Source organism: Bacteroides sedimenti, from assembly GCF_040365225.1.
Lineage (GTDB): Bacteria > Bacteroidota > Bacteroidia > Bacteroidales > Bacteroidaceae > Bacteroides > Bacteroides sedimenti.
Genome location: NZ_AP028055.1, coordinates 1,300,591 through 1,325,769 on the forward strand (window position 1 = coordinate 1,300,591; position 25,179 = coordinate 1,325,769).

Annotated in this window: 17 protein-coding genes and 1 riboswitch; of the genes, 11 read left to right on the forward strand and 6 right to left on the reverse strand. The window is 38.5% G+C overall.

Features of this window, described 5'->3' with window-relative positions; translation table 11 throughout:
• The first annotated feature begins 43 nt into the window (after positions 1 to 43).
• Positions 44 to 2,233, forward strand: a complete 2,190-nt coding sequence (locus ABWU87_RS05225; protein ID WP_353333906.1) for a glutamine synthetase III — start codon at positions 44 to 46, stop codon at positions 2,231 to 2,233.
• A 134-nt stretch (positions 2,234 to 2,367) separates the two neighbouring features.
• On the opposite strand, the gene ABWU87_RS05230 is transcribed toward ABWU87_RS05225, so the two are convergent.
• The 4 genes from ABWU87_RS05230 to ABWU87_RS05245 form a co-directional block, all read right to left on the reverse strand.
• Entirely contained in the window at positions 2,368 to 3,003 is a 636-nt protein-coding gene (locus tag ABWU87_RS05230) for a thiamine diphosphokinase (protein WP_353333908.1), read from the reverse strand.
• Positions 2,972 to 3,574, reverse strand: coding sequence for a nicotinamide riboside transporter PnuC (gene pnuC / locus ABWU87_RS05235; RefSeq protein WP_353333910.1), 603 nt, complete (start codon positions 3,572 to 3,574; stop codon positions 2,972 to 2,974). Before pnuC ends, ABWU87_RS05230 begins: the two co-directional genes overlap by 32 nt.
• 19 nt (positions 3,575 to 3,593) lie before the next feature.
• Positions 3,594 to 5,837 carry a TonB-dependent receptor gene (locus ABWU87_RS05240; protein ID WP_353333912.1) on the reverse strand — a complete coding sequence of 748 codons (2,244 nt, stop codon included), beginning with the start codon at positions 5,835 to 5,837 and terminating at the stop codon, positions 3,594 to 3,596.
• A gap of 31 nt (positions 5,838 to 5,868) precedes the next feature.
• Positions 5,869 to 5,964, reverse strand: a riboswitch (TPP riboswitch).
• A gap of 192 nt (positions 5,965 to 6,156) precedes the next feature.
• Positions 6,157 to 7,047: a T9SS type A sorting domain-containing protein gene (locus ABWU87_RS05245; protein ID WP_353333914.1), complete on the reverse strand. Its 891-nt coding sequence runs from the start codon at positions 7,045 to 7,047 to the stop codon at positions 6,157 to 6,159.
• Positions 7,048 to 7,389: 342 nt separating this feature from the next.
• On the opposite strand from ABWU87_RS05245, the gene ABWU87_RS05250 reads away from it, so the two are divergent.
• From ABWU87_RS05250 to ABWU87_RS05270, 5 genes are all read left to right on the forward strand, one after another.
• Complete coding sequence (locus ABWU87_RS05250; RefSeq protein WP_353333916.1) at positions 7,390 to 7,767, forward strand: hypothetical protein; 378 nt, start codon at positions 7,390 to 7,392, stop codon at positions 7,765 to 7,767.
• A gap of 295 nt (positions 7,768 to 8,062) precedes the next feature.
• Positions 8,063 to 10,552 (forward strand): TonB-dependent receptor domain-containing protein, encoded by a 2,490-nt coding sequence (locus ABWU87_RS05255; protein WP_353333918.1) that lies wholly within the window; start codon positions 8,063 to 8,065, stop codon positions 10,550 to 10,552.
• 46 nt (positions 10,553 to 10,598) lie between these two features.
• Positions 10,599 to 11,165: a DUF6515 family protein gene (locus ABWU87_RS05260; protein ID WP_353333919.1), complete on the forward strand. Its 567-nt coding sequence runs from the start codon at positions 10,599 to 10,601 to the stop codon at positions 11,163 to 11,165.
• A gap of 80 nt (positions 11,166 to 11,245) precedes the next feature.
• Positions 11,246 to 11,836 carry a hypothetical protein gene (locus ABWU87_RS05265; RefSeq protein WP_353333921.1) on the forward strand — a complete coding sequence of 197 codons (591 nt, stop codon included), beginning with the start codon at positions 11,246 to 11,248 and terminating at the stop codon, positions 11,834 to 11,836.
• A 439-nt stretch (positions 11,837 to 12,275) separates the two neighbouring features.
• A complete protein-coding gene (locus tag ABWU87_RS05270; protein WP_353333923.1) occupies positions 12,276 to 12,596 on the forward strand; it encodes a hypothetical protein in 321 nt (106 codons plus the stop codon).
• Positions 12,597 to 13,409: 813 nt separating this feature from the next.
• Here ABWU87_RS05270 and ABWU87_RS05275 read toward each other — a convergent pair.
• On the reverse strand, positions 13,410 to 15,743 hold the full coding sequence (locus tag ABWU87_RS05275; protein ID WP_353333925.1) for a glycoside hydrolase family 20 protein: 2,334 nt from the start codon (positions 15,741 to 15,743) through the stop codon (positions 13,410 to 13,412).
• 503 nt (positions 15,744 to 16,246) lie between these two features.
• On the opposite strand from ABWU87_RS05275, the gene ABWU87_RS05280 reads away from it, so the two are divergent.
• Complete coding sequence (locus ABWU87_RS05280) at positions 16,247 to 16,957, forward strand: NAD-dependent epimerase/dehydratase family protein (protein WP_353333927.1); 711 nt, start codon at positions 16,247 to 16,249, stop codon at positions 16,955 to 16,957.
• Positions 16,958 to 17,116: 159 nt separating this feature from the next.
• Here the strand turns inward: ABWU87_RS05280 and ABWU87_RS05285 are convergent, their stop codons facing one another.
• Positions 17,117 to 18,643, reverse strand: a complete 1,527-nt coding sequence (locus ABWU87_RS05285; protein ID WP_353333929.1) for a DUF4301 family protein — start codon at positions 18,641 to 18,643, stop codon at positions 17,117 to 17,119.
• 102 nt (positions 18,644 to 18,745) lie between these two features.
• Here ABWU87_RS05285 and ABWU87_RS05290 point away from each other — a divergent pair, with 102 nt between their 5' ends.
• The 4 genes from ABWU87_RS05290 to ABWU87_RS05305 all read left to right on the forward strand — a co-directional run bounded on the left by ABWU87_RS05290 (position 18,746) and on the right by ABWU87_RS05305 (position 25,135).
• Positions 18,746 to 20,962, forward strand: coding sequence for a RelA/SpoT family protein (locus ABWU87_RS05290; protein WP_353333931.1), 2,217 nt, complete (start codon positions 18,746 to 18,748; stop codon positions 20,960 to 20,962).
• 4 nt (positions 20,963 to 20,966) lie between these two features.
• Positions 20,967 to 21,338 (forward strand): diacylglycerol kinase family protein, encoded by a 372-nt coding sequence (locus ABWU87_RS05295; protein WP_353333933.1) that lies wholly within the window; start codon positions 20,967 to 20,969, stop codon positions 21,336 to 21,338.
• Between the two features lie 119 nt (positions 21,339 to 21,457).
• Positions 21,458 to 23,983, forward strand: a complete 2,526-nt coding sequence (locus ABWU87_RS05300) for a glycoside hydrolase family 95 protein (RefSeq protein ID WP_353333935.1) — start codon at positions 21,458 to 21,460, stop codon at positions 23,981 to 23,983.
• A gap of 498 nt (positions 23,984 to 24,481) precedes the next feature.
• A complete protein-coding gene (locus ABWU87_RS05305) occupies positions 24,482 to 25,135 on the forward strand; it encodes a DedA family protein (RefSeq protein ID WP_353333937.1) in 654 nt (217 codons plus the stop codon).
• Positions 25,136 to 25,179 lie beyond the last annotated feature (44 nt).

The following is a 25,179-nucleotide window of genomic DNA, read 5'->3' on the forward strand; positions in this document are numbered from 1 at the left end:
CTTGCTATAACTAATTACATAACAACAATTCAATTTAGGTAGTATGTCATCAGAACTAAGATTCAGAGTAGTAGAAACGGCTTTTAAGAAAAAAGCCGTAGAAGTGCCCACTCCAAAGGAGAGACCTTCAGAGTATTTCGGTAAGTATGTATTTAACAAGGCAAAAATGTTCAAATACCTTCCCGATAAGGTATATCAGCAACTAATTGATGCTGCAGAAAACGGAACACCTCTCAATAGAAATATTGCCGATGCGGTGGCAGCAGGCATGCAGAAATGGGCAGTCGAAATGGGAGCAACACACTACACCCACTGGTTTCATCCATTAACAGAAGGCACTGCGGAAAAACATGACGCATTCCTAGAACATGATGGAAAAGGTGGAATGATTGAAGAATTCAGCGGCAAGTTGCTTATACAGCAAGAGCCTGATGCTTCCAGCTTTCCGAGCGGTGGAATCCGTAACACCTTCGAAGCTCGTGGATATTCGGCATGGGACCCTTCATCTCCGGCATTTATCGTGGATGATACGCTATTTATCCCAACAATCTTCATCGCTTATACTGGTGAATCACTTGACTACAAAGCTCCTCTTCTGAAAGCTCTTCGCGCTGTTAACAAAGCAGCTTTAGATGTAGTTCATTACTTCAACCCTGAAGTAAAGAAGATTACAACCAACTTAGGTTGGGAACAGGAATACTTCCTGGTTGATGAAGGTTTATATGCAGCTCGTCCGGATTTATTGTTGACCGGCCGTACTCTAATGGGACATGAAAGTTCTAAAAATCAACAGCTGGAAGATCATTACTTCGGTGCAATCCCTACTCGTGTTACTGCATTTATGACCGACCTGGAAATTGAAAGTCTTAAACTTGGTATTCCTGTTAAGACTCGTCACAATGAGGTTGCTCCAAACCAGTTTGAACTTGCTCCAGTATTTGAAGAATGCAACCTGGCCAATGACCACAACCTTTTGGTAATGTCCTTGATGCGTAAAATCGCCCGCCAACACGGGTTCCGTGTTTTGTTGCACGAGAAACCATTTAAAGGTGTCAACGGATCAGGTAAACATAACAACTGGTCACTTAGCACTGATACTGGTATTATTCTTATGGGACCGGGAAAAACAGCTGAAGACAATCTTCGTTTTGTTACATTCATTGTAAATACACTGATGGCAGTGTACCGTCACAACGGATTGCTGAAAGCAAGTATCTCATCTGCCACCAATGCACATCGCTTGGGTGCCAATGAAGCACCTCCTGCCATTATTTCTTCTTTTTTAGGTAAACAGTTAACCCAGGTACTGGATCATCTGGCAGATAGTACAAACGATTTAGCCGGACTAAGCGGCAAGCAAGGTATGAAACTGGATATTCCGCAAATTCCTGAATTATTGATCGATAATACAGACCGCAACCGCACCTCCCCTTTCGCATTCACCGGAAACCGTTTCGAGTTCCGTGCAATTGGTTCGGAAGCTAACTGTGCTTCTGCCATGATTGCCCTCAATGCAGCCTTGGGTGAACAATTAATTATTTTTAAGAAAGACGTTGATGCCCTGATTGAAAAAGGTGAACCAAAGATTTCTGCTATTCTGGAAATAATCCGCTCTTACATCAAGGAATGCAGAGCTATTCACTTTGATGGCAACGGTTATAGTGACGAATGGAAAGAAGAAGCTAGTAAACGTGGATTAGATTGTGAAACCAGCGTTCCATTAATCTTCGATAACTATCTGAAAGAAAGCACCGTTAAGATGTTCGAATCAACCGGCGTTATGACCAGACTGGAGCTTGTTGCCCGCAACGAGGTAAAATGGGAAACTTACACCAAGAAAATACAGATTGAAGCTCGCGTACTGGGCGACCTGGCCATGAACCATATCATTCCGGTTGCAACACGATACCAGTCTCAGCTGATTGATAATGTATATAAAATGAAGGATCTCTACCCAGCTGAAAAGTCTAGTTTGCTCTCTTCTAAGAATCTGGAGATTATCGAAGAGATTGGATCAAGAACAATTTTCATTAAAGAAAAGGTTGACGAAATGATTGAAGCTCGCAAAGTGGCCAACGTAATTGAATCGGAACGTGAAAAAGCAATCGCTTACCACGACAACATTGTACCGATGCTGGAAGAAATTCGTTATCATATCGACAAATTAGAACTTTTGGTAGACGACCAGTTATGGACGTTACCAAAATACAGAGAATTACTATTTATCAGATAATCTGAAATAGTTATCTATTTCTTTTGTTGGTTGTTTTAAGTTTGTATAATTAAAAGGGGAAACCGAGATGGCTTCCCCTTTTATCTTTTATCCGTTTTATTAAAACATAATGGACTCTTTTGTACTTCGAGACATTAGTAAGCCCTGAAAACTATAGCTTTACCTGAAGTTCTGATAATAAAGTGGTCGGATAATGACTCATTAAGAGTTCCCTGCCACCAGTTATTCAAAGAAGGAAGAGGGAACAACAATTGTTCCTGAGAGATTGTTGCACATGACAGATTGAAAATTGAAATCTGCTGACCTGGATAGCTTTCAAACTCACAATCTGCCGATATGGGCGTAAAAACACCGTAATCAGTTACCATTTCCACATTCGCCTGCTCCATATACTCAATCAGCAAACTTATATTGCCTAGTGTATGATCTTCCCGCTTTCCGGTAGCTCCCAGAATCAGCAGGTCCTTCTTGTCTTGCTGAATGCAATAATTAAAAGCCTTGGTCAAATCGTTTGTTTCCTGATCGGGTATGGAATGAAGGATATTGGCAAACTGTTTTTTATTCAGCTTGGAAAGAGAATCTCCGTCACCCACAATAGCTATAGGAATTCTTCCTTTACTCACAAATTCATCAGTTGCTCCATCGCAACATACAACGTAATCAGTTTTGGCAAGAAGAGCCAGAGGCAACGGGTGTACCGGATAATCTCCATTAGCCAGAATAATAGCCGAAGGGGAATCAGCGATTGTTAGTAACGGGTATTTTCTCATCTTTCAGTTCGTTATACAACATCATTTTTTTCCATTTAAAATAGCCGAACACGGCAATAACTGAATAGAGTCCGTAAAGAATAGTTGTAGGATACAATCCTTTGTAAATATACAATCCACAACAAGCTACATCAACCACAATCCATACCAGCCATTGTTCAATATACTTATATGCCAGCATCCACATCCCGATTATGCTTAGTGCAGTCACAAATGCATCGGCAAAAGGAACCGTACTGTCGGTATAGCGAATCAGTATAAAGGCAATTGCGGCAAAAAGTATTGCAAAGGTAACAATTATCGGCAAATAGAGTTTCAGCGGAGTAGTTGAAATAGGCCGCTCCTCTCCTTTCTGATCAGGAGCCTTCATCCATATCAGCAATCCATACAAGCCAGCCAGCAGATAATATATATTAATGCCCATATCGGCATAGAGTCCTGCATCGTAGAACACATAGATATAGATGAGCGGCATAACAGTTCCGGCAAACCACAGATAGATACTTGCCTTATACTCCAAATAGAGATAAAGCAAGCCTACCAGTGTACCAATAATTTCAAGATAATCCATTATCGTTATTTTTCCTTTATCAGAATTTCAACGTAATTCCAACTAAAATGTTTGTTCCAGCCTGAGGAAAATAACCGGCATCGTTGAAACGATCCTTACTACCATTCTTATTTACCACATACGAGCTGTATCCCCAACCGTTGCTTTCGTACATCTCATTAAACAGATTGTTTACGATAAGCCCCACACGCACTGACTTAAGTGTTGGCAAGGTAAAGGTGTATCCCAATCGCAGGTTATTTACAAAATAAGCATCCAGTTTGCAATCCTCCTGTTCCGAATTCAGCAAATACTGTTTACCAACATAGCTTGACTGTAATGATGCATCCCAGTTTTTATAGTTCAAAGTAAACATGCTGTTCCCTATGAATGAGGGAGAAAAAGCGATGGTTGTGGTTCCCACATAATGAGCTGTCTGACTGTACATTGGATTCCAGTCCGCATCGTAATTATCCAGATATTCAGTATAATTTTTAATTTTATTTTCGCTCAATGTGGCATTTCCATCCCATCTCAACCAGGAAGTAATCTTTGCTCCTAGCAGGAATTCCACTCCCATACGATAACTATCTGGGACGTTGTCTGCCAACGGCTCACCGATATCATTTGTTTCTCCGGTTAAAATCAACTGATCCTTATACTTCATGTAGTAGAAGTTAACTCCAGCCAGGAAGCGAGAATCGTTATAAGTATATCCGGCTTCGTAGTCAAACAGCTTTTCAGAAGAGGGAATCTTATTGAATTTTGCATCGGTAAAGTTGTTGCGTGTAGGTTCTTTCTGAGCCACAGAGAATGAAGCGTAAGCCGCATTTTTTTTGTTAATTTGCCAGAACAGACCCGCTTTCGGGTTAAAGAAGTTGTAGTTGTTGTCTACATTCAGCTTTTGCATTTCGCCGGGAGTCTTGGTCCAGTCCCACTTGTCATTCACTCCATTAATGGTATAGTTAATATGACGATACTGTATATCTCCGTAAACATTCAATCCCTTCAGCAGTTCGTAATTTGCTTTCAGATAAATATTAGCGTCAGTCTTCCCGGCATTATTACGGTAATATTCATGGTCAGGATCCAGACTACCTATATAGTTCTTTACCCAGATCACCTTCCCGAAGTTGTTGCCTTCATACCTATTAACCGCACCTCCCAACGAAGCCTGCAGACCATTGGTGGCGTAGTTCAATGAGAACACTCCACCACCGAAACCATTATCCATCATCTTCCGGCGAATTAGATTACTCTTTTTCACCTGAGTGCCATCAATTGTAAAAGGCACCAAACCGTATTCTTTCAATGTACGTTTGTTCTTGTATTCCTCATAATATCCCTCTCCATCCGTATAATGAAGCGTAACGTTCATATTCCACTCCTTCGAAAAGATGTGTGTATAGAGCATCTGATAATTGTACTGCAAATAGTTGTCGTTCTGATCCTTGTAGAAACCAATCACATTGTCGTTATCGTCTTGAATTTCGCCACAAGTATTATAGCGTCTGTTTGTTTCAAGCTGCGATTTGCTTATCCCGTTCCATGCATGATATGTTTTCTCCTTTCCACCGAATGCAATGAATTTCAGGATATCGTTTTCTCCGTAATATCCCGCTTGTGCGAAGAACGATTTCATATTGGTAGAGGCACGGTCGATGTATCCGTCCGAACCAATATTAGAGATACGCGCGTCGAAAGCCCAACGGTTCTTTAGCAGTCCGGTTCCCACCTTGAATGTCTCCTTGTGTGTATTAAACGTGCCATATGTGCCTGCTACTTCTCCGTAAGGCAATGGAGATATAGACTCAGTTTTCATGTTGATAGTCGCACCAAATGCTCCAGCACCATTTGTAGAAGTTCCAGCTCCGCGCTGAATCTGAAGATCTTCAATAGAAGAAGCAAAATCTGGTAGATCCACCCAGTACAATGTATGAGACTCGGCATCATTCAATGGAACGCCATTAGCAGTAATATTAATCCTTGAAGCATCTGTCCCCCGCACTCTTACACCAGTGTACCCTACTCCGGCCCCGGCATCTGAAGTCGCTACAACCGACGGAGTCATTGTCAGCAAGAATGGAACATCTTGTCCAAAGTTCAGTTTTCTGATTTGTTCTTTACTCACGTTCGAAAAAGCAAACGGTGTTTTAGCCGCCGCACGTGTTGCTACTACCTGCACCTCCTGCAGTTTTACCAAACGCAGACTATCCTTTACCTGCGCAAAAGACGAAGAGCCGATCAATGTGAGACCGACAAGCATCTTTACCTTTCTTTTCATACCAAAATTTAAATTATTAAAACAGAAAAGGGGGCTTTTCTATCTTTTTCCCTCCGCCGGCATTACCCGGATCAGGTTTATGGGTATAATCTCAGCCCGTATTATTAAGGCACCCCTATATGAGAATATGTGGCAAAGGTACTGTATTTTAGTACAATTAACAAGAGCAAAGACAATTTTCATCTTGCAACGACCTTTGTCGATGAATACGAGTTCAGGAATTACCCCACCAAATATTTCATTTGATAAGGATATCGCATCAACCTATTAATGGTAATTACCATTAATATTCACAGCAACTCCACTTTTGGAAGCGATATCATCTTTTGATTATTTTTTTATAGGCGATATTATTATCTTTCATCTCAATTCTCAAAAGGTAGACTCCAGGCTGTAAAGTTGAAATGTTGTTTTCTGCCATAGTGCTTTTCAGTTGTAAAACTCCCTGCTGGTCGAACAGTTCAATCTGCTTGATGTCTGATGGTGCACTAATCTTCAAATAATTACTAGCTAAATTGAGCAATACAACCACATCCTCCTCTGCTATTTTCGATAGTGAACTACTTAACTTATAATCGCATGGAATAGTTGAAAAGCTGAAGGTGAAGTTAGAATCGTTGTAACATCTTAACGGACCATCTGCTTCAGGGAATAAGTTTTTCCTTGGAAACAGCCAATCAAGTCCACCAATGTAATCCATAAACCATCCTCCATTCCAATATTGAAAACCATCCAATCCAATTGTCCGGTATTTTTTGATTTGTTTTCCATTGTATGTTTCCAGGGCTATAGAATCAATCACCAGCCTATATGTTTTTTTTTCAAGCGATGAATAATCATCATCTGTATAAGGAACATCCAGTGTCAGGGTATCCCCTATGTTCCTGTTAAAAACATACAGTCTGTCAAAATATTCTTTATAAGGATTATACAGAAACACTGTATCTGCCAAGCTATAAACAAACAGCGGTTCAAGGTTTGAAACCGAACCACGGTAATGATAACATGTTCTCTCTATCTTTCTTACAATTTTATTTTTCAGCAAAGAGTCCTTCACTGATACAAAATGAATATAGGCTCCTTCAGCCGGAGCAGCTCTCTGGTCTGCACTACTATAATACCAACTTGCTCCTATCTGGGCAAATTCCTGCCCGCGCACTATATTTATCATAAATAGAAGCATGATCACAATAAAACTTCTTCTTTTCATAATTGCATTTCTTTATTGTACAAGTTCATTTCTGGTCTCATTCCTGTTCTTCAACTGGTTTTATGTCACAATGGTAAATCTAATCAATATTTTTTGATCAAAAAAAACAATTTATAAAATTATTAAGCTTATTTTTTTTTGAGAAACAGGATTCATAAACAATAATTGGTTCATAAAAAGCAAGACTAATATTTTTATATTGATATTAACTAAATTTTTAAATTATACAATTGCTATTTTGTCTTTTTATATGTATGTTTACACCGAAGTTATTGTTAACCCCGAAAATATTTTTCAGAGGGAAGCATAACTAATATAATACTAAATTAAAACAGAAAGAAGATGAAGAAATTTATTTTATTTGCTGCATTTATCGCAGCAGTGAGCATTGGCTCAGTAAACGCACAAACAACATCTAAGAAAGTAGAAAAGGCAGAACAAACTGTAGCAACTCAAAAAGACAAGGTTAAAAAAGATGTTGCTAAAGCAAAAGAAGCTACCAGTGCAACAAAAGCAAAATGCTGCAAGGAAGCAAAAAATTGCTCTAAAGAATGCAAACAAGCATGCAAAGACAACAAGAAATGTGCAAAAGAGTGTGCAAAAGAATGCAAGAAAGAATGCAAACAAGCATGTATGGATGCTAAGGCAGGTGCAAAAGAATGCAAGAAAGAGAGTAAAATAGCATGTAAAGAAGCAAAAGATAAATGCTGTAAAAAATAAGTTTAAGTTGGATAAGTAAATAATTGTCCATAAATTAATTTATAGAAGGCTATCTCATTAATTTGAGATGGCCTTTTTTATTGAACTATTTGTAACAGACTATAATACATCAATCTTCATTCGTTCAAATATAAAAAACAAATTCTTCATATTAAGCCAAAAATACATTGATTTTTGACATTGATTAAATAATCTAAATAAGCAGTCAAATGGTATAAAAAGAAATAAAGCAGAGGATACTACTGAAACAAATCAAACATAAATGATGTTACAATTGAAATAAATATAAGTGAATATGAAATCGTTCTGTATGCTGTTTCTCATAGTGCTTTTCTCGCTAAATTGCTTTGCACAAACAATTAATCAAGGTGAGCATTTTTCAGCTTATACGATCAAAGGAACTGTCATAGATTCTGTATCCAATGAAAGCGTTCAATATGCCACGGTTAGTATTGTCCCGGTACGTGCTCCGCAAACTCCGGTGAAAGTTGTTGTAACTGATGGTAACGGTAATTTCACAGCTTCCTTAAATACTACACCTGGGAACTATATGATTAATATACAGTTTGTGGGCATGCAGACAAAAGTAAAAAGAATTACTTTATCCTCAAATCAAAATCAACTAAATCTAGGTAAGATACTAATGGGTGAAACTTCAACCGAACTGCAGGAAGTAGTTGTAACAGCACAAAGGCCCTTGGTGAAAGTAGAAATCGATAAGTTAACCTATAGCATAGAAAATGACCCTGAAGCAAAGACAAGTAATACATTGGACATGCTTCGCAAGGTCCCAATGATAACGGTAGACAGCGAGGATAATATACAACTGAAAGGTTCATCAGATTTTAAGATTTACATGAATGGTAAACCCTCTGATTTCTTAACTGACAATCCAAGCGATGTACTGAAAAGCATGCCTGCCGATGCCATTAAGAATGTCGAGGTCATAACCGATCCAGGGGCAAAATACGATGCAGAAGGTGTAGGTGGAATCATAAACATTATTACTACTAAAACTTCGATTGAAGGATATACCGTTTCTTTAAGAGGAAATGCCAGCACTTTAGGACGTTTAGGCGGCGGGGCGTATGTTTCTTTAAAAATGGGGAAGATTGCAATCACCGGAAATTATAACTACAGCTACAACAACACACCTTATGCCGACTCTTTTTCTGAACGAACATACAACTTCAGCAACAATGAAAAATACCTGATTCAAAATGGACGGTCAAAAAACAAAGGACCATTCCAAAATGGATATTTGGAAGCCAGTTACGAAATTGATAAAAAAAATCTTTTCAGTATTTCAATAAACAATTTCAACCGAAAGTCAACCAGCATTTCTGATTACTCAGTGACCATGAATGATTTTAATAATAATCCCTACTATAGCTACAGCAGAAACAGCAATTCGTCCAGAACATTCGGTTCTACATATTTGAACGCCGACTACCAACATACTACAAATCGCAAAGACGAACTACTTATCGTTTCTTATCGGTTTACTAATTATCCGAATGACGGCAACAGCACAACTCTTCTCGAAAACCTTTCAGGTAAGGTTCCGGCAATATTGTCACCATCTCAATACAGTATAAACAATGCATCATCAAAGGAACATACAGCACAAGTTGATTACACACGACCGACCTGGAAAAATCAGAAGATTGAAACTGGAGCCAAATATATACTGCGTAAAAACAGCAGTGAAACCGACAATTGGGTAAATGACACATTACAGGTAAGCCCTTTAAACAATCTCCAGTATAGTCAGAATATATATTCAGCTTATCTTAGCTATGAATTTCAGATAATGAAATATCAGTTTAAGACCGGACTTCGTGGAGAAGGAACTTCTATAAATGTAAAATATCCCATATCTACAACAATGAATTTCAAAGATCACTATTTTAATTTAGTGCCATCGGTTACCATCTCCTACATGTTGAGCGATCAGGAACAGATCCGGCTGGGATATTCAATGCGCATACAACGTCCGGGGATCCGCAATCTGAATCCATACGTTAACAATACCGATCCACAGAACATAAGCTATGGAAATCCGAATCTGAGTCCAGAAAAGAACAATAATTTCAACCTCAATTACAGCCTTTTCACTCAAAAGATAAATCTAAACGCCAGCTTAAGCTATGGCTATGTAAATAACGGCATAGTAAGTTATACATTCATTGATTCAAAGAATAAACCAAATGTTACCCAGACAACGTATGGGAATTTAGGTCACAGTCAACGTACAGCCATCTATTTATATGGAAAATGGAACGCTTCAAACGTATTTAATATTTTTATCAACACAGGTGCTAATTATGTAGATATGAATAGCAGTGCCACCTCGTCAACAGGTGAGCAGAAGGCACATGGATTAAACTGGAATGCATCGGGTGGAATGCAATTCTCCTTTCCTCTGAACTTCAGGTTAAATTTAAATGGAGGGTATGTTGCTCCCAGCATAATGCTTCAAGGAAAGATGTCGTCAACATACTACACAAATATTTCTCTCAGCAAAGATTTCCTGAAAAAGAAGTTATCAATTTCTCTATCAAGTGCCGACCCGTTCTGGAAGACCAAAGAACGAAGCACAACAACCAGCCAAACGGCTTTCTATATGAAAAATCTTAATTATAGAAATGCACGCGATTTCAGAATCAGTGTTACGTACCGCTTTGGCACAATGAAAGCATCGGCGGTAAAAAAAGCAAAGAAAGGAATTAATAATGAAGATATAAAGAATGATGAGAATCAGGAAGAAGAAAATAACAACTAACATAATTAACTCTTTTTATCTAACTAACTTATTAAAAAACAAAATTATGAAACTCAGATTCATCCACTTTATTTCAGTTCTTTGTCTTGCTATTATAATGGTAATCCCGACAGAGAGCGCGCTGGCCCAAGGTAAAAGAGGAGGCGAAAGAGGACATTTTCCATCAGGCAGGGCTTCCACTATGCATGTCAGAGGACCACAGTATGGAACTATAAGAAACAGAGTGCCGACTGGTGCAAAACAAATGAATTTTCGTGGCGAAACCTTCCACTGGCACAATGGAGTCTATTATCATCCTAATGGGAAAAGATTTGTAGTAGTAAGGCCACCAATCGGTTTAAGAATAGGAGTTCTACCCATTGACTGTTTCATGTTGACAATAGGGGCAATCCCTTATTACTACTATTATGGAACATTTTACACAACTGTAAACAATGAATACGAGGTTGTCGACCCACCGGTTGGTGCATTAGTAGAAGAATTGCCCAGTGATTGTGAAGAAGTAACCATTGATGATAAGGTTTATTACAAAGTAGACGACACTTATTATAGAGCAGTTGTCGACAAAAGAAATAAAATAATGTTTGAAGTAGTAGGGAAATCGGTTAAATAGCAGCTAAGCTGGGAATAATCGTATCATTAGATTCCAATATTATTTATTATTTAAATGTCTAACATAATATTAGAAAAGTCATGAAAAACATTTTTATTCTTTTATCATTTGCGTTGTTTTACGTAACATCAATGCAAGTTCAGGCTCAGGAGACAGACAAAAAAGCTGTCAAAAATGAGATAAAGGAGGCAAAAAAAGAAGTAAAAAAAGAGAAACAAGTACTTAAAGCTGAAAAGAAAGAACTTAGAAAACTAGAAAAAGGCGATGTAAGTTATCAATCAAAACAAGAATTTTACAGCGATTTCGGAGATGTAAAAGATGCTCAATGGAAAAGAAGTGATTATTTTGATGAAGTGACATTCACTAAAGACGGACAATCAATGAAGGCATATTACGATAGTCAATCAAAATTAGTTGGCACAACATCACATAAAAAATTTGAAGATTTGCCAATCAGTGCGCAAAAAGAAATTAAGTCAAAGTATAAAAATTACATTATAAAATCTGTGATGCTTTTTGATGATAATGAAGCAAATGATAGTGACATGTTGCTTTATGGAGCTCAATTTGAAGATAGTGATAATTATTTTGTTGAGTTAATAAAAGGAGATAGCGGAATTGTTCTTCAAGTGACTCCGGAGGGAAATGTGTTTTATTTCACAAAACTTTAAGGACTGTTGTATCTACAGACAAATTTTATCTGAATTAAAAGTACAGATATTAAGTTAAATGAATATAAGAGACGTCTGAATTGTTCGGTTACAGATGTCTCTTATATTTATAATTGCAGATTTTAAACCTGTTAATGATTCTCTCTATATTTTGTTTCATTTCAATCTTTTTCATTCTTTTACAAGGTAATAATGACGAGCTACTTAAGTTATACGAAAAATGCGAAGCAAAAAAAAAGAAACAAAGTGAATTGCATAAGTTGTTTCGTGTTATACATAAAACGGTACTAAAAGTTTATCATAGACTACGTTACTCATAATTTGAAGTCACATAATAATATTTCATTGTACCTTGAACATTTAATTTATGCGTTTGTTCTAAAACAAGTACAGATTGTTTATGTACAAAAAAATAAATTAATAATTAAATCTTTTATTTATGAAAAAGTTAGTATTATTCATCGCTTTCCTATTTGCTCTTTGCATGGTAGGTAATGGTTATGCACAAAAAATGACGCAGAAACCTGAAGTTAAAAAAGAACAAGTTAAAAAAGAAGCAGTAAAAGGTGAAAAAAAAGCAGTAGCTCCAGAAAAAGAGGCTAAAAAAGTGGAAAAAAAGGAAGCTGCTTCTGAAAAGAAAATGGTAAAGGGGCATAAAAAAGGTCACAAGAAAGTAGAAAAAAAGGAAGTTGAAAAGAAAGAAATAAAGAAAGAAGTAAAAAAAACAGAAAAAGAAATAAAAGCTCCTGCAAAAAAATAAGCAGGAATATTAGATAGAAGGGGATGAATAGCAAAAAATTTGTTATTCATCTTTTTTTTATCATATACAATGAATAAATTATGCGATATTTATCTCAACTTAGACAACATAAGCAATCTTATCAGCTAATTATCAATAAATAATCATCCAGAGGGGTGTAGATGGTGTAGAGAAAACAACTGTTTTTCGATTTAAAAAAATGAAAAATGAAAAATCTTCAAAAAAAATTTTTTCAAATTTGATTTTTCAGAATCGTAAATAACATGATTTTACTACACCATCTACACCCCAGCAATTATATATCATTGATAATTTGGTTGTTATACTCAAAAACAAATGGTGCAGAGGAATTGTTTGGGTGATGGGGAATCATCAAAAACGAGCTCAAATAAATGGTTTTTCAGCAAAGAAAACTGATAAAAGCAGCTTAATGTTGCCTTGTTATGTAACTACTACTCATCTGTTCGGGACAAACTAACCAAAACAACAGGGAGAAGTAACCAAAACTACGGTATTAATTAATCCAATCTTGTACATATCTAGAGGCAATCATGTACAAGATTAAGAGGTAATCGTGTACATGATTGAGTTGAATCTTGTACATGATTGGGATAATATATCCCGTTGTTTATAATAAACTGATTGCAGTTTATTATAAGTATTCTTACTCCGACTGGTAGTTGATCAATTTATTGATGGGATTTGATACTAATGCTCTTCATCTTGTTAGCTCCGATAATCATTTTTTTTTCGACATAAAAAAAAGGCATCCTTTGGGGATGCCTTTTTCATATAGTTTTTGTTGCTATTGTATTACTCTGCGCAAACTTCATCAACAAACAGGTAAGCAGCTTTACCTTTACCTCCATGCCATTCGGGCATTGAAGTTACATTATTCGCCACAACCTTAATGAATCTTGCCTGTGTAGTTGGGAATCCTAATGTGTATTCAGTTACACCATCCTTATCTCCTTTCTTAGCTTCAGGAAGAACTAGTTTAGCAACTTCTTTGAAATCCTTTCCATCGGCTGAAAGATAAACGGTGATATCTTTTGGAGGGAAAATCCAGTCACCTTTAACCACGTTAGTTCCTAAACGAACAGATGATAGCTTTGTATTTTCTGCCAAATCAATAGTCAGATTCATCGGTTCAGCTTGGAAGCCTACCCATCCTGCTTTATAACTTTGATTTCCACGGATACCATCAACCAGGGTAGCAGCACCTGCACACGCATACGCTTTGTTTGGGTTTGTACTCAGAGTGGCCTTCTTTGCTGTTGTTTTACTGAAAATGAATGATTGTACAACATTGCGGAGTTTCATATCCTTTCTGTCGACCATTGCTTTCAATGTGCATGAATAAGGAATTTCAATTGGTGCAGTATATTTGTTACTATTTACAGTTGGTTCAGTTCCATCAATAGTATAGTATATTGGAGCATTTCCTATTGCTTTCAAAGTAGCTTCCACACATCCCTTATCATTGTTTACACCATAAGATGCTGTAACTTCAAAGATGTGTTTAGCATAATTCAAACCCATCACATCGTAGATATCAGCAATGTGACTAATACGGTTGGTAAAGTCTGAATAGTTTTTCTTTTCTGGGTTTGTCCATTGTACTTCGCTCAATGCAGCAAGACGTGGAACCAACATATATTCCAAATAACTTTCTGTCGGGATGTATTCAGTCCATAAATTTGCCTGTGCACCAAGAATATGTTTAGCCTCTTCTTTTGTCAGTTCTGCAGGAATTGGTTCAAAAGAATAAACTCTCTCTACAGAAGAATATCCTCCAATTGCAAGAGGTTCTCTTGGATCGAGAGACTGATAATGGTCAAAATAGAGGTGAGAGCTAGGAGTCATAATTACATCGTGTCCCTGCTTTGCAGCTTCGATACCACCTTCCATTCCTCTCCATGACATAACTGTTGCATCAGGAGCAAGTCCACCTTCAAGGATTTCATCCCAACCAATGATTCTACGTCCTTTGTCGTTCAGGAATTTTTCGATGCGAGTCATTGTATAGCTTTGCAAACGTTCTTCTGCTGAATGCTTAGCATCTGCTTTCAAACCTAGTTCTTTGATTTTAGCCTGACACACCGGACACTCTTTCCAACGTACCTTAGGGCATTCGTCACCACCGATATGGATATATTTAGATGGGAAAAGTTCAAGGACTTCACTCAAAACATTTTGAAGGAAAGTAAATGTAGATTCTTTTCCAACACATAATACATCATCAAGAACTCCCCACTGAGTAGAAACTTCGTAAGGGCCACCAGTACATCCCAGTTCAGGATAAGAAGCCAAAGCAGCTACCATGTGTCCCGGGAGGTCTATTTCAGGAATAATTGTGATAAAACGGTCTTGCGCATATTTAACGATTTCCTTTATTTGGTCCTGAGTGTAGAAACCTCCGTAAGGCACTCCGTCATTGCTTCCAAAGTTCTTTCCAATCATTGTACCTTTACGCATGCTTCCAACTTTGGTCAGATTAGGATATTTCTTGATTTCAATTCTCCAACCCTGGTCTTCTGTTAGGTGGAAGTGCATATAATTCAACTTGTGAGCAGCCAGTACATCGATATACTTCTTCACTTCGTCAACTCCGAAGAAATGACGTGCTACATCAAGATGCATTCCTCTATATTTAAAACGAGGAGTGTCTTCTATCTTTGTGCAAGGAAGTTCCCATTTCTGGTCGTTTGCCAGTTTTTTGCCATATACAGCTGCTGGAAGCAACTGTTTTACAGTCTGAATAGCATGGAAAAAACCTTCCGGTGCAGAAGCTTCGATAAGCACTCTGTCATTTACTACATTCAGTTTGTAACCTTCAGCCGGAATCGATTTGTTCTGAACAAAAGTAATGGTATTGCGAGCGGCCTTTTTACCTGACTTTGCAACCACCTTGATATTGATACCTGAAGTGAGATTCAGCTGTTTGGCAAAATCTTCGGCCACTTGGGCATACTTACTGTCCAGACCCTTCTGAACAATAAATTCGCATTTATTATTCAGCGTAAAGTATCCACTACCCGTTTCCATCGAGTTCGGAAGAGGAATAAGGTCATAATTGCCCGCTTTCGACACACTTGCGTTAGTCAGACACAGACTAAAGAGAAAAATTGAAAATAGTTTCTTCATGATTTTTTTTCTTTTTTTTATTTGTACCTAGAATTTAGTATATCTCACAAATATAGTAATAATAGTCATTTATTTAAAAAAGGAGAATCAATTACAACTTATTTTCACACTTTCATTGATATTTGTTTTAATTCGAAAGAATAAACGATGGTCATCAATAAAAAATACTCATAACAATGCATAGCTAAATTTCAAAAAAGAATAAAAAACTAGATGTGGACTAAACAGTTTTATTTTTAATGTCTATTTTCAACCCTGTCTCAAACAAAATATAAACAATAATGTCTCATAAATTAAAAACATTGCATTTTAATTTATCTAATCATTTGCACGAATAAAATCTTGTTATAAGCCTTTACTGAGATGATAATACAGCAAGTTGCAATAAAGAAAAAAGGGAAACACTCTATTTTTTTAAAAATCAGGAAAAATTTAACTTTTCACAGAAACAATATAAACTTTTTTTTATTATTTTTGCAGTTCGCATATAAATGAGTAACACTATGAAAACAGCGAACGTTATTGGAGGAACTGGACTTGTGGGAGCTCAACTGGTTGATTTATTATTAAAAGACCGGGAATTTGAAAAGGTAGTGGTATTTGGACGCAATTCTTTAAACATCACTAATCCTAAATTAAAAGAACATCTTATTGATTTTTCCGCCCCAGAGAGATGGGAGCAACTGGTAAATGGAGATGTACTATTTTCGTGTATGGGAACAACGCTGGCAAAAGCCGGGAGTAAACAAAGACAGTACGAAATAGACTATATCTATCAATACAGATTTGCAGATATCGCTTCACGAAATGGAGTAAGCGAATATGTGTTGGTTTCATCAAGCGGTGCCAATCCAAAATCTTCGTTCTTTTATATGAGAATAAAAGGAGAATTGGAAGATGCAATTATTAAACTGCCATTTAAAAAAATAATAATTGCACGTCCCTCGCAGTTGTATGGCGAAAGAAAAGAAAAAAGGTTGAGTGAAACTGTAGGACTCTCAATAATGAGAACGCTGAATATAATAGGCCTATACAGAAAACATCGTCCGATCCATGCTCAGAAAGTAGCTGCCGCCATGATAGAATCTCTAAAATATTACGAAAATACTGCTATTGTATCCTCATACAGATTGTTTGGACTGGCAAAATTCTATAATCGAGGTCAGGAATTATATCATAAAAACAATGATTTCAAAGAATTACAAACAGACTAACCCCTATCTAATCTCTCTCCTAGTCATATTATCGCATTTTTATCATAAAATCATAACTTCAATCATATAAACACAATGAGGGCTGCCTCAGGAACATCTCCGTTAATATCGGATTTAATTTCCTGAGACAGCCTTTTCTCTTAAATATTTTTCCGTTCGTTAATTATTCTGATGCTGAGGACGAAGCAAATCGTTCACGGTTTTCACTGGATTGAATGTAGAAAGAGACACTTCCACAAACACTGTATTCCAGTCGCTCATAGCACCATTCCAAAGTCCGGGAAGTTCCAATGCCTTCAGTTCTTTTCCGCTCTTTGACTTATAAGAGATAAAACCGGTTTCGGGGTCTACATATCTTCCCAAATCGAACTTATGTCCCTTATAGTCGCGCACGGCACAAACCAAATCAACCGGATTGAAATGAGTTCCCTTTTCAAACATCTCTTTCTTTTCCGGGTCTGCCATATCAATCTGAGAGCTTTCAAGAATCTGCAAGGAAATAGTTCCGTCCGGATTATAAGCAAGGAATGGTCCCCCACCCGGCTCGCCCACGTTTTTCACCATACCGCATACACGCATAGGACGATTAAGCTTATTCTTCAGGTAAAGTACCAGGTCGGCATCTTCCATAATCTTGGTATCCGGATTCTTGCAGAATAACTTTCTCTGCACAAACTGTATAATTTCACGTATCTGTTCAGGGGTATACTTGCCACTATCCAGAAGTTGCAGGTATTTAAATGCTTGGGCTTGTAAGGTTACCAGCACACCTCCCAATAGTCTTTTATAATGCACGGTATCTTCCTTCAGCTTATCAGGAACTACATTATCAATGTTTTTAATAAAAACAATGTCTGCAACCAGATCATTCAGATTTTCAATCAACGCACCATGTCCTCCAGGGCGAAACAGCAGTTTACCATCTTCTGAGCGGAAGGGTTTGTTGTTCATATCTGCTGCAATGGTATCTGTACTGGGCTTTTGTTCTGAGAAAGAAATATGATATTCTACATTAAACTTATCGGAATATTTTTTCATAACCGCAGCCACCAGAGATTCAAATAAAGCACGGTGTTCTGCTGAAACAGTAAAATGAACATTGGCTTTACCGGCTTTTCCTGACGCATATAGCGCTCCCTCTACCAAATGTTCTTCCATCGGGGTACGCGCTCCCTCTTCATAGTTATGGAATTTAAGCAATCCCTTAGGAAGTGATCCATAATTAAGTCCTTTCTCATTAAGCAGATTAGCCACAACAGCTTTATAATTACCAGCTGCAATCAAAGTTGGAATATCTTGTTTCTCATTCTTGAGACATGCAGTATTTAAATCATTGTAGAAGGCAAAGTCGGCTATTTGAGCAAAAAAAACTTTTTCAAACTCTTTTACGGGCTGAGAATAATCAGCTTCCAGGAATTCAAAAAGATCTTTAAACATGCGACTGGCCGCACCAGATGCAGGAACAAATTTAACAATTGTATTATCTTCCTTGATATATTCGTCCCATGCTGAAAGGTATTGTTTCTGTTCTTCAGCATCCGGAGCCAGAATTCCTTTTTCTATAGATGCGGCAGCTTCAAGTTTCAAATAAGGAAATCCTTTCTCAAAGCATGACAGCTGTTTGATGATCTGCATTTCAGATATACCCTTTTGGGAAAGCAGTTCTTTGTCTTGAGGTTTAATCATTGCTTTTAAATATTAAATTCACCACCAAATGTACAAAAACTTATTTATCATAGTCCAGAAAAGAAAGAAAAAAACTATTTTTACCTCAGAAATTGAAACGTTATGGAAGATACCTCATTTTTCACAGATGAAGAGTTGACAATAATGCGCTCTTTATACAGAAGACTACTGACTTCCGCGGGAGACAGCATCAGCAAGGAAGATAAACAAAAACTAAGACAGCATCTTCATCAGGCAATTGAAGCCAATTGCATGCAACGCAACAGTTTTGACATGAATCCTATAATCAGGGATTTGCAGACTGCAATCATTGTTTCCGAGGAAATTGGAATGAAAGGGTCGTGCCTGATAGGAATCATGTTACATGACATGGTTAAAAGCAACTTCTTTACCCTTGAATCCGTACGAGAAATGTATGGTGAAGATGTGGCAGTAATTATAAAAGGTCTGGTTAAAACCAGCGAACTGTATGCCAAAAGTCCGGCTGTCGAATCTGAAAATTTCAGGAATCTGTTGATTTCCTTTGCTGAAGACATGCGTGTAATCCTGATCATGATTGCAGATCGGGTAAATATCATGCGTCAGATTAAAGATTCGCAGAATGCAGAAGACCGGCTTAAAGTGGCTAATGAAGCTGCATATCTATATGCTCCGCTAGCACATAAACTAGGGCTTTACAAACTAAAGTCTGAGCTGGAAGACCTTTCGCTTAAGTACACCCGGAAAGAGACTTATTATCAGATAAAAGATAAACTGAATGAGACAAAAGCATCCCGGGATAAGTACATAAAGGCTTTTATCGAACCAATCAAAACGAAACTGGAAGAGGCCGGACTGCAATTTGACATAAAAGGGCGAACCAAGTCAATACATTCCATCTGGAACAAGATGGTGAAACAAAAGACCAATTTCGAGGGAATTTATGACCTGTTTGCCATCCGTATCATTATTGACACGGAGATTGAGAAAGAGAAATCAGATTGCTGGCAGGCATATTCCATTATAACGGATATGTATCAGCCTAACCCGAAGCGTTTACGTGATTGGCTTTCCATTCCCAAAAGCAACGGATACGAATCGCTGCATATTACTGTGATGGGGCCTGAAGGCAGATGGGTGGAAGTACAGATCCGTACACAAAGAATGGACGAGATTGCCGAGAGAGGTTTGGCCGCACACTGGAAATACAAAGGTGTTAAAGGAGAAAGCGGATTGGACGAATGGCTTACTTCAGTGCGTGAAGCGCTTGAAAATGCGGAAGATGACACCATGAAGGTTATGGACCGCTTTAAGCTGGACCTTTACGAAGATGAGGTGTTTGTCTTCACCCCTAAAGGCGACCTGTTTAAGCTTCCTAAAGGAGCTACCGTACTCGATTTTGCATTCCATATTCACAGCAAACTGGGGTGCAAATGTGTAGGTGCGCGAGTGAATGGCAAGAATGTTCAGCTTAAACAGCAGCTAAAAAGCGGTGATCAAGTAGAAATTACAACTTCGAACACACAATATCCTAAGCAGGACTGGCTTAACATTGTAACCACGTCTAAAGCCCGGAATAAAATCCGTTTGGAACTGAAGGAGATGGCGAGCAAACAAACCGACTTTGCCAAGGAGACCTTGCAGAGGAAGTTTAAAAACCGTAAAATAGATTACGATGAAGCGATTCTGATGCGGTTGATTAAAAAACTGGGCTTTAAAACAGTAACCGATTTCTATCTGAGAATTGCTGATGAAACGCTTGATGTAAACGAGATTCTGGAAAAGTACACAGAACTGCAGAAGAAAGAGTCGGAAGCACATGAGGAGCAGACATACAGAAGCGCGGAGACTTACAATCTTCAGGCTCCTAGGGAGGAAATAGGCGCAAAAGAAGATGTCCTGGTTATTGACCAGAATCTGAAAGGGCTCGATTTTAAACTGGCTAAATGCTGCAGTCCTATCTATGGGGATGATGTCTTTGGATTCGTCACTATCAGCGGAGGAATCAAGATTCACCGGGTAGACTGTCCGAATGCTCCTCAAATGATGGACCGATTCGGTTACAGAATTGTCAAGGCCCGCTGGGCAGGCAAGGCGGCAGGAAAGCAATACCCTATCACCCTGAAAGTTGTAGGGCATGATGATATCGGAATTGTGACTAACATAACCTCAATCATTTCAAAAGAAAAGGATGTTACACTTAGGTCTATCGGAATAAGCTCTAATGACGGGCTATTTTCGGGAACTCTTACCGTTTCTATTGAAGATACGTCACGGCTGGACGCATTGATTAAAAAGCTTCAAAGTGTAAAAGGTGTGAAGCAGGTAAGCAGAAGCTAAGATCATGGAAAAATTCAGTATACGAAAGCGAATTAAAAGTTTTACCTATGCCTGGAAAGGTATAGGTAGTTTTATAGGAAAAGAACACAATGCATGGATACATCTGACTATCACAACAGCAGTTATAGTCAGCGGATTCCTGCTCAACATCACCTCTGCCGAATGGATAGCAATCGTGCTATCCATCGCATTGGTGCTGAGTGCTGAGGCATTCAATACAGCCATTGAGAGACTTGTAGACCTGACTTCTCCCGAAGAGAACTATATTGCCGGCGATGTGAAAGACATTGCAGCCGGGGCTGTGCTTATCTGCGCCCTTGCTGCTGCAACTGTGGGATTAATTATTTTTGTCCCTTATCTGATTCGACTACTCTAAGCACAACTTTTCAATGATAACCGGCTATTTTAAAACCGGGCATTCTTATTATGTACCAAATACGTCATCAACAATAATAAGACCTAATTAATTTACAGCTAATAAAACAAACCACCATTATGAAAACAATCTTTACTAAGTTCCTCATTTTCTTTTTGGGGCTGCTCGTTTCTGTAAGCATTCCTGCGAGCGCAAAAAAGAAACAGAGTACTTATGACCCAAATCTTCGCCTACATTACACTTCACCTGCCCAGTTATGGGAAGAGACTCTGCCGTTGGGAAACGGACGTCTAGGTATGATGCCCGACGGAGGGATTAACAAAGAACGAATTGTACTGAATGATATATCTATGTGGTCGGGTTCCGAGGTGGATAATAACAATCCCGAGGCTGCAACCTATCTGCCACAAATCAGGGAGCTCCTTTTTCAAGGGAAAAACGAAGAGGCACAAAAAGTCATGTATCAACACTTTGTGCCAAGTGGAGTAGGTTCCAATCAGGGAAATGGCAAGGATGCTCCTTACGGAAGCTTCCAGATGCTTGGAAACCTGATTGTTGATTACACATACAACAAATCTGCTAAAAAGAACTCACCCGAATACAACAAACCTGATTCGTACGAGCGTGAGCTTGACCTGAACTCTGCCGTAGCCAAGACCTCTTTTTTCAGAAACGGTATTGAATATGTGCGCGAATATTTCGTTTCACGCAACAAAGATGTAATGGTAATCAGAATAAGTGCCCCAAAGGCAATAGGCGCCATTTCATTTAAGGTCATGTTCAACCGTCCGGAAAATGCTAAGATTAGTGCAGACAAAAATCAGCTTGTCATGGAGGGTACACTGAAAAGTGGTGTAAAAGACAAGGATGGAGTTTCATTCCTAGCTAAACTAAGGGCCAAAACTCACGGAGGAACAGTTGCTGTTACCAATCAGGGACTGGAAATCAAGAATGCAAACAGTGTTGAACTCTATATCTCTGCCGGAACCGATTTCAACCTTGCCGGAGTGCAATATAAATCGCTTGTGGATGTTCTGATGGCTAAAGCCTTCGGCATTTCGTATGATAAACTCAAAAAAGAGCATATTGAAGATTATTCCTCGTTATTCGGCCGGGTAAACCTGACTTTGGGAAATCCAAACTCAATGACAGCCAATAGTCAGCTTAAACAAGACCTGCCAACTGACGAACGCATTCGTATGTTCCAGCTGGAAGACGACCCGGCGTTGGCAGCGCTTTACATGCAATTCGGACGTTACCTGTTTATCAGCAGCACAAGGGCAAACACCCTCCCACCCAATCTTCAGGGATTGTGGGCAAATACACTTAGCACTCCCTGGAACGGAGACTATCACCTCAACATCAACCTGCAAATGAACTACTGGCTTATGGAACCGGGAAATCTTGCCGATCAGTTCCAACCGTTTGTATCTCTGACAAACAATCTGGTTCCCCCGGGCGAATCTTCGGCAAAAGCTTTTTACGGAAAAGATGCCAAAGGATGGGTTGCGCACATGATGACCAATGTATGGAATTACACCGCTCCGGGCGAACACCCATCCTGGGGGGCAACTAACACTGGTGGTGCCTGGCTTTGCGCACATTTATGGGACCATTATGAATATCTGGGCGATAACAGAACCGAAGATGGTCAATCATACCTTAAACAGATTTACCCAACATTGAAAGGCGCTTCAGAGTTCTTCCTGTCGACCATGGTTGAAGAGCCTACACACGGATGGCTAGTGACAGCTCCAAGCTCTTCGCCTGAGAACAGTTTCTATGCAAAAGACGGAAAAAGCGATGTCAGCATTTGCATGGGGCCAACAATGGACAACGAACTTGTGCGCGAACTTTTCTCGAATGTAATCAAGGCTTCTAAAATATTGGGAGTGGACGAAGAGTACCGTAAGCAGCTGACCGCTGCATCTTTGAAACTGCCACCTTTCCAAGTCAGCAAAGAAGGCTACTTGCTGGAGTGGCTGGAAGATTATAAAGAAACAGATGTACACCATCGCCACGTGTCTCATTTGTATGGTCTGCATCCGGGCAACCAGATAACATTGAGCAAAACTCCCGACCTGGCGGAAGCATGCAGGGTTACCCTCAACAGAAGAGGTGACGAGGCAACAGGATGGTCGCGTGCTTGGAAACTGAATTTCTGGGCCAGACTAGGCGATGGCAACCGTGCTTATAAACTTTTCAAAAGTTTGCTCAACCCGAGCTATAAACCTGAAACTCCAAGCAGAAGAGAGAGTGGTACCTACCCTAACCTATTCTGCGCTCATCCTCCTTTTCAGATAGATGGTAACTTCGGCGGTTCTGCCGGAATCATGGAAATGCTGTTGCAAAGTCACGAAGGGTTCATTAACCTGCTTCCGGCTCTTCCTAACAGCTGGAACGAAGGTAGCTTTAACGGGCTGAGGGCACGTGGCGGAGCAACCGTGACTCTCAGCTGGGAAAATAGAAAACCGACGAAATGTTCTATCGAATCGGCTTACGGCGGCACATACAAATTAAGAATCCCCGAAGGTGTTTCAACGGTAACGGTAAAAGGTAAAGATATCAATAAGAAATTCAAGAATGAGAAATTCATTGAGATCCCCGTATACAAAGGGAAAAAAGTAGAAATAACATTCAATTAATGGATAATCCACACTGAAATGAGATAGGGTGAATTGCAATAGCGATTTCACCCTATTTTGTTTTAATCATTCTGAAACATCTATTCAATATCAATTCGTCCTGAAAAATTATTTATTTATTATTCTCATAAGCATAAAGAGAACCTCATAAACCAAAGGAGTATTCAACCTTTTTCTAACATAAGGCATTTATTTCCAGAAATAAATTTTTATTCTCGTAACAGAGGATAAAAACACAACGAGGTTTGTGCAAACATTCGGTTATGTTTTTTAAAAGGACGGCGGAACTTTAATAAAAAGGCGGTTACGTTTTTTATGATGCCAAACTAGATATCCGCAAAGTTTGTTCTTGAAAGCTATTTCCTAAATACTCCTATCTATCTCCTTACCGAGTGATTAGATTCATTATTAGATAAAATTGTTTAATAAAGCATTTTTTATTGAATGCTTTAGAATTTATTCCTATTTTTGCACGTCAATTATAAAAAAGTAATAGCCATGGAATACATCCAATACATTATCGATTTCGCGCTTCACATAGACAAACAACTACCTATGCTTGTTGCTGAATACGGCATCTGGATTTACGCAATTTTATTTATCCTTATTTTCTGCGAAACAGGCTTGGTTATTACTCCATTTCTACCCGGAGATTCTTTATTGTTCGTTGCAGGAACTGTTGCCGCCATCGGAACAAATAACATGGATATTCATCTGTTGGTTTTATTACTTATTATAGCTGCCATATTGGGCGACGCTTCCAATTATATCATTGGGCGTTTCTTCGGGGAAAAGCTCTTCAGTAATCCGAATTCTAAAATTTTCAAGCAAAGTTATCTGGAAAAAACACACGCTTTTTATGAAAAGCATGGTGGTAAAACCATTATTCTGGCACGATTTGTTCCAATTGTCCGCACATTTGCGCCATTTGTTGCAGGAATGGGACACATGAGCTATCGTCATTTTGCTCATTACAATATTGTTGGAGGAATTATTTGGGTGACTCTGCTCACATACTTAGGTTACTTCCTAGGAACTCTTGAAATTGTTCAGAATAATATCAAGTTCCTGATTATACTGATAATATTTGTTTCGATTCTTCCGGCTATCATTGAGGTGGTTAGAAACAAACGCAAAAGCAAAACCGCTTAATTGAATAGACTCAAACGATCAATTATACTTTTTTAACACCAAAT

What these genes read in the sequence shown, in the direction of transcription:
- ABWU87_RS05250 (WP_353333916.1), top strand. Translation starts at nt 7,390, where the DNA reads ATGAAGAAATTTATTTTATTTGCTGCATTTATCGCAGCAGTGAGCATT.
- ABWU87_RS05245 (WP_353333914.1), bottom strand. Translation starts at nt 7,047, where the DNA reads ATGAAAAGAAGAAGTTTTATTGTGATCATGCTTCTATTTATGATAAAT.
- ABWU87_RS05275 (WP_353333925.1), bottom strand. Translation starts at nt 15,743, where the DNA reads ATGAAGAAACTATTTTCAATTTTTCTCTTTAGTCTGTGTCTGACTAAC.
- ABWU87_RS05240 (WP_353333912.1), bottom strand. Translation starts at nt 5,837, where the DNA reads ATGAAAAGAAAGGTAAAGATGCTTGTCGGTCTCACATTGATCGGCTCT.
- ABWU87_RS05300 (WP_353333935.1), top strand. Translation starts at nt 21,458, where the DNA reads ATGAAAACAATCTTTACTAAGTTCCTCATTTTCTTTTTGGGGCTGCTC.
- ABWU87_RS05230 (WP_353333908.1), bottom strand. Translation starts at nt 3,003, where the DNA reads ATGAGAAAATACCCGTTACTAACAATCGCTGATTCCCCTTCGGCTATT.
- ABWU87_RS05305 (WP_353333937.1), top strand. Translation starts at nt 24,482, where the DNA reads ATGGAATACATCCAATACATTATCGATTTCGCGCTTCACATAGACAAA.
- ABWU87_RS05280 (WP_353333927.1), top strand. Translation starts at nt 16,247, where the DNA reads ATGAAAACAGCGAACGTTATTGGAGGAACTGGACTTGTGGGAGCTCAA.
- ABWU87_RS05270 (WP_353333923.1), top strand. Translation starts at nt 12,276, where the DNA reads ATGAAAAAGTTAGTATTATTCATCGCTTTCCTATTTGCTCTTTGCATG.
- ABWU87_RS05290 (WP_353333931.1), top strand. Translation starts at nt 18,746, where the DNA reads ATGGAAGATACCTCATTTTTCACAGATGAAGAGTTGACAATAATGCGC.
- pnuC (WP_353333910.1), bottom strand. Translation starts at nt 3,574, where the DNA reads ATGGATTATCTTGAAATTATTGGTACACTGGTAGGCTTGCTTTATCTC.
- ABWU87_RS05265 (WP_353333921.1), top strand. Translation starts at nt 11,246, where the DNA reads ATGAAAAACATTTTTATTCTTTTATCATTTGCGTTGTTTTACGTAACA.
- ABWU87_RS05255 (WP_353333918.1), top strand. Translation starts at nt 8,063, where the DNA reads ATGAAATCGTTCTGTATGCTGTTTCTCATAGTGCTTTTCTCGCTAAAT.
- ABWU87_RS05295 (WP_353333933.1), top strand. Translation starts at nt 20,967, where the DNA reads ATGGAAAAATTCAGTATACGAAAGCGAATTAAAAGTTTTACCTATGCC.
- ABWU87_RS05260 (WP_353333919.1), top strand. Translation starts at nt 10,599, where the DNA reads ATGAAACTCAGATTCATCCACTTTATTTCAGTTCTTTGTCTTGCTATT.
- ABWU87_RS05225 (WP_353333906.1), top strand. Translation starts at nt 44, where the DNA reads ATGTCATCAGAACTAAGATTCAGAGTAGTAGAAACGGCTTTTAAGAAA.
- ABWU87_RS05285 (WP_353333929.1), bottom strand. Translation starts at nt 18,643, where the DNA reads ATGATTAAACCTCAAGACAAAGAACTGCTTTCCCAAAAGGGTATATCT.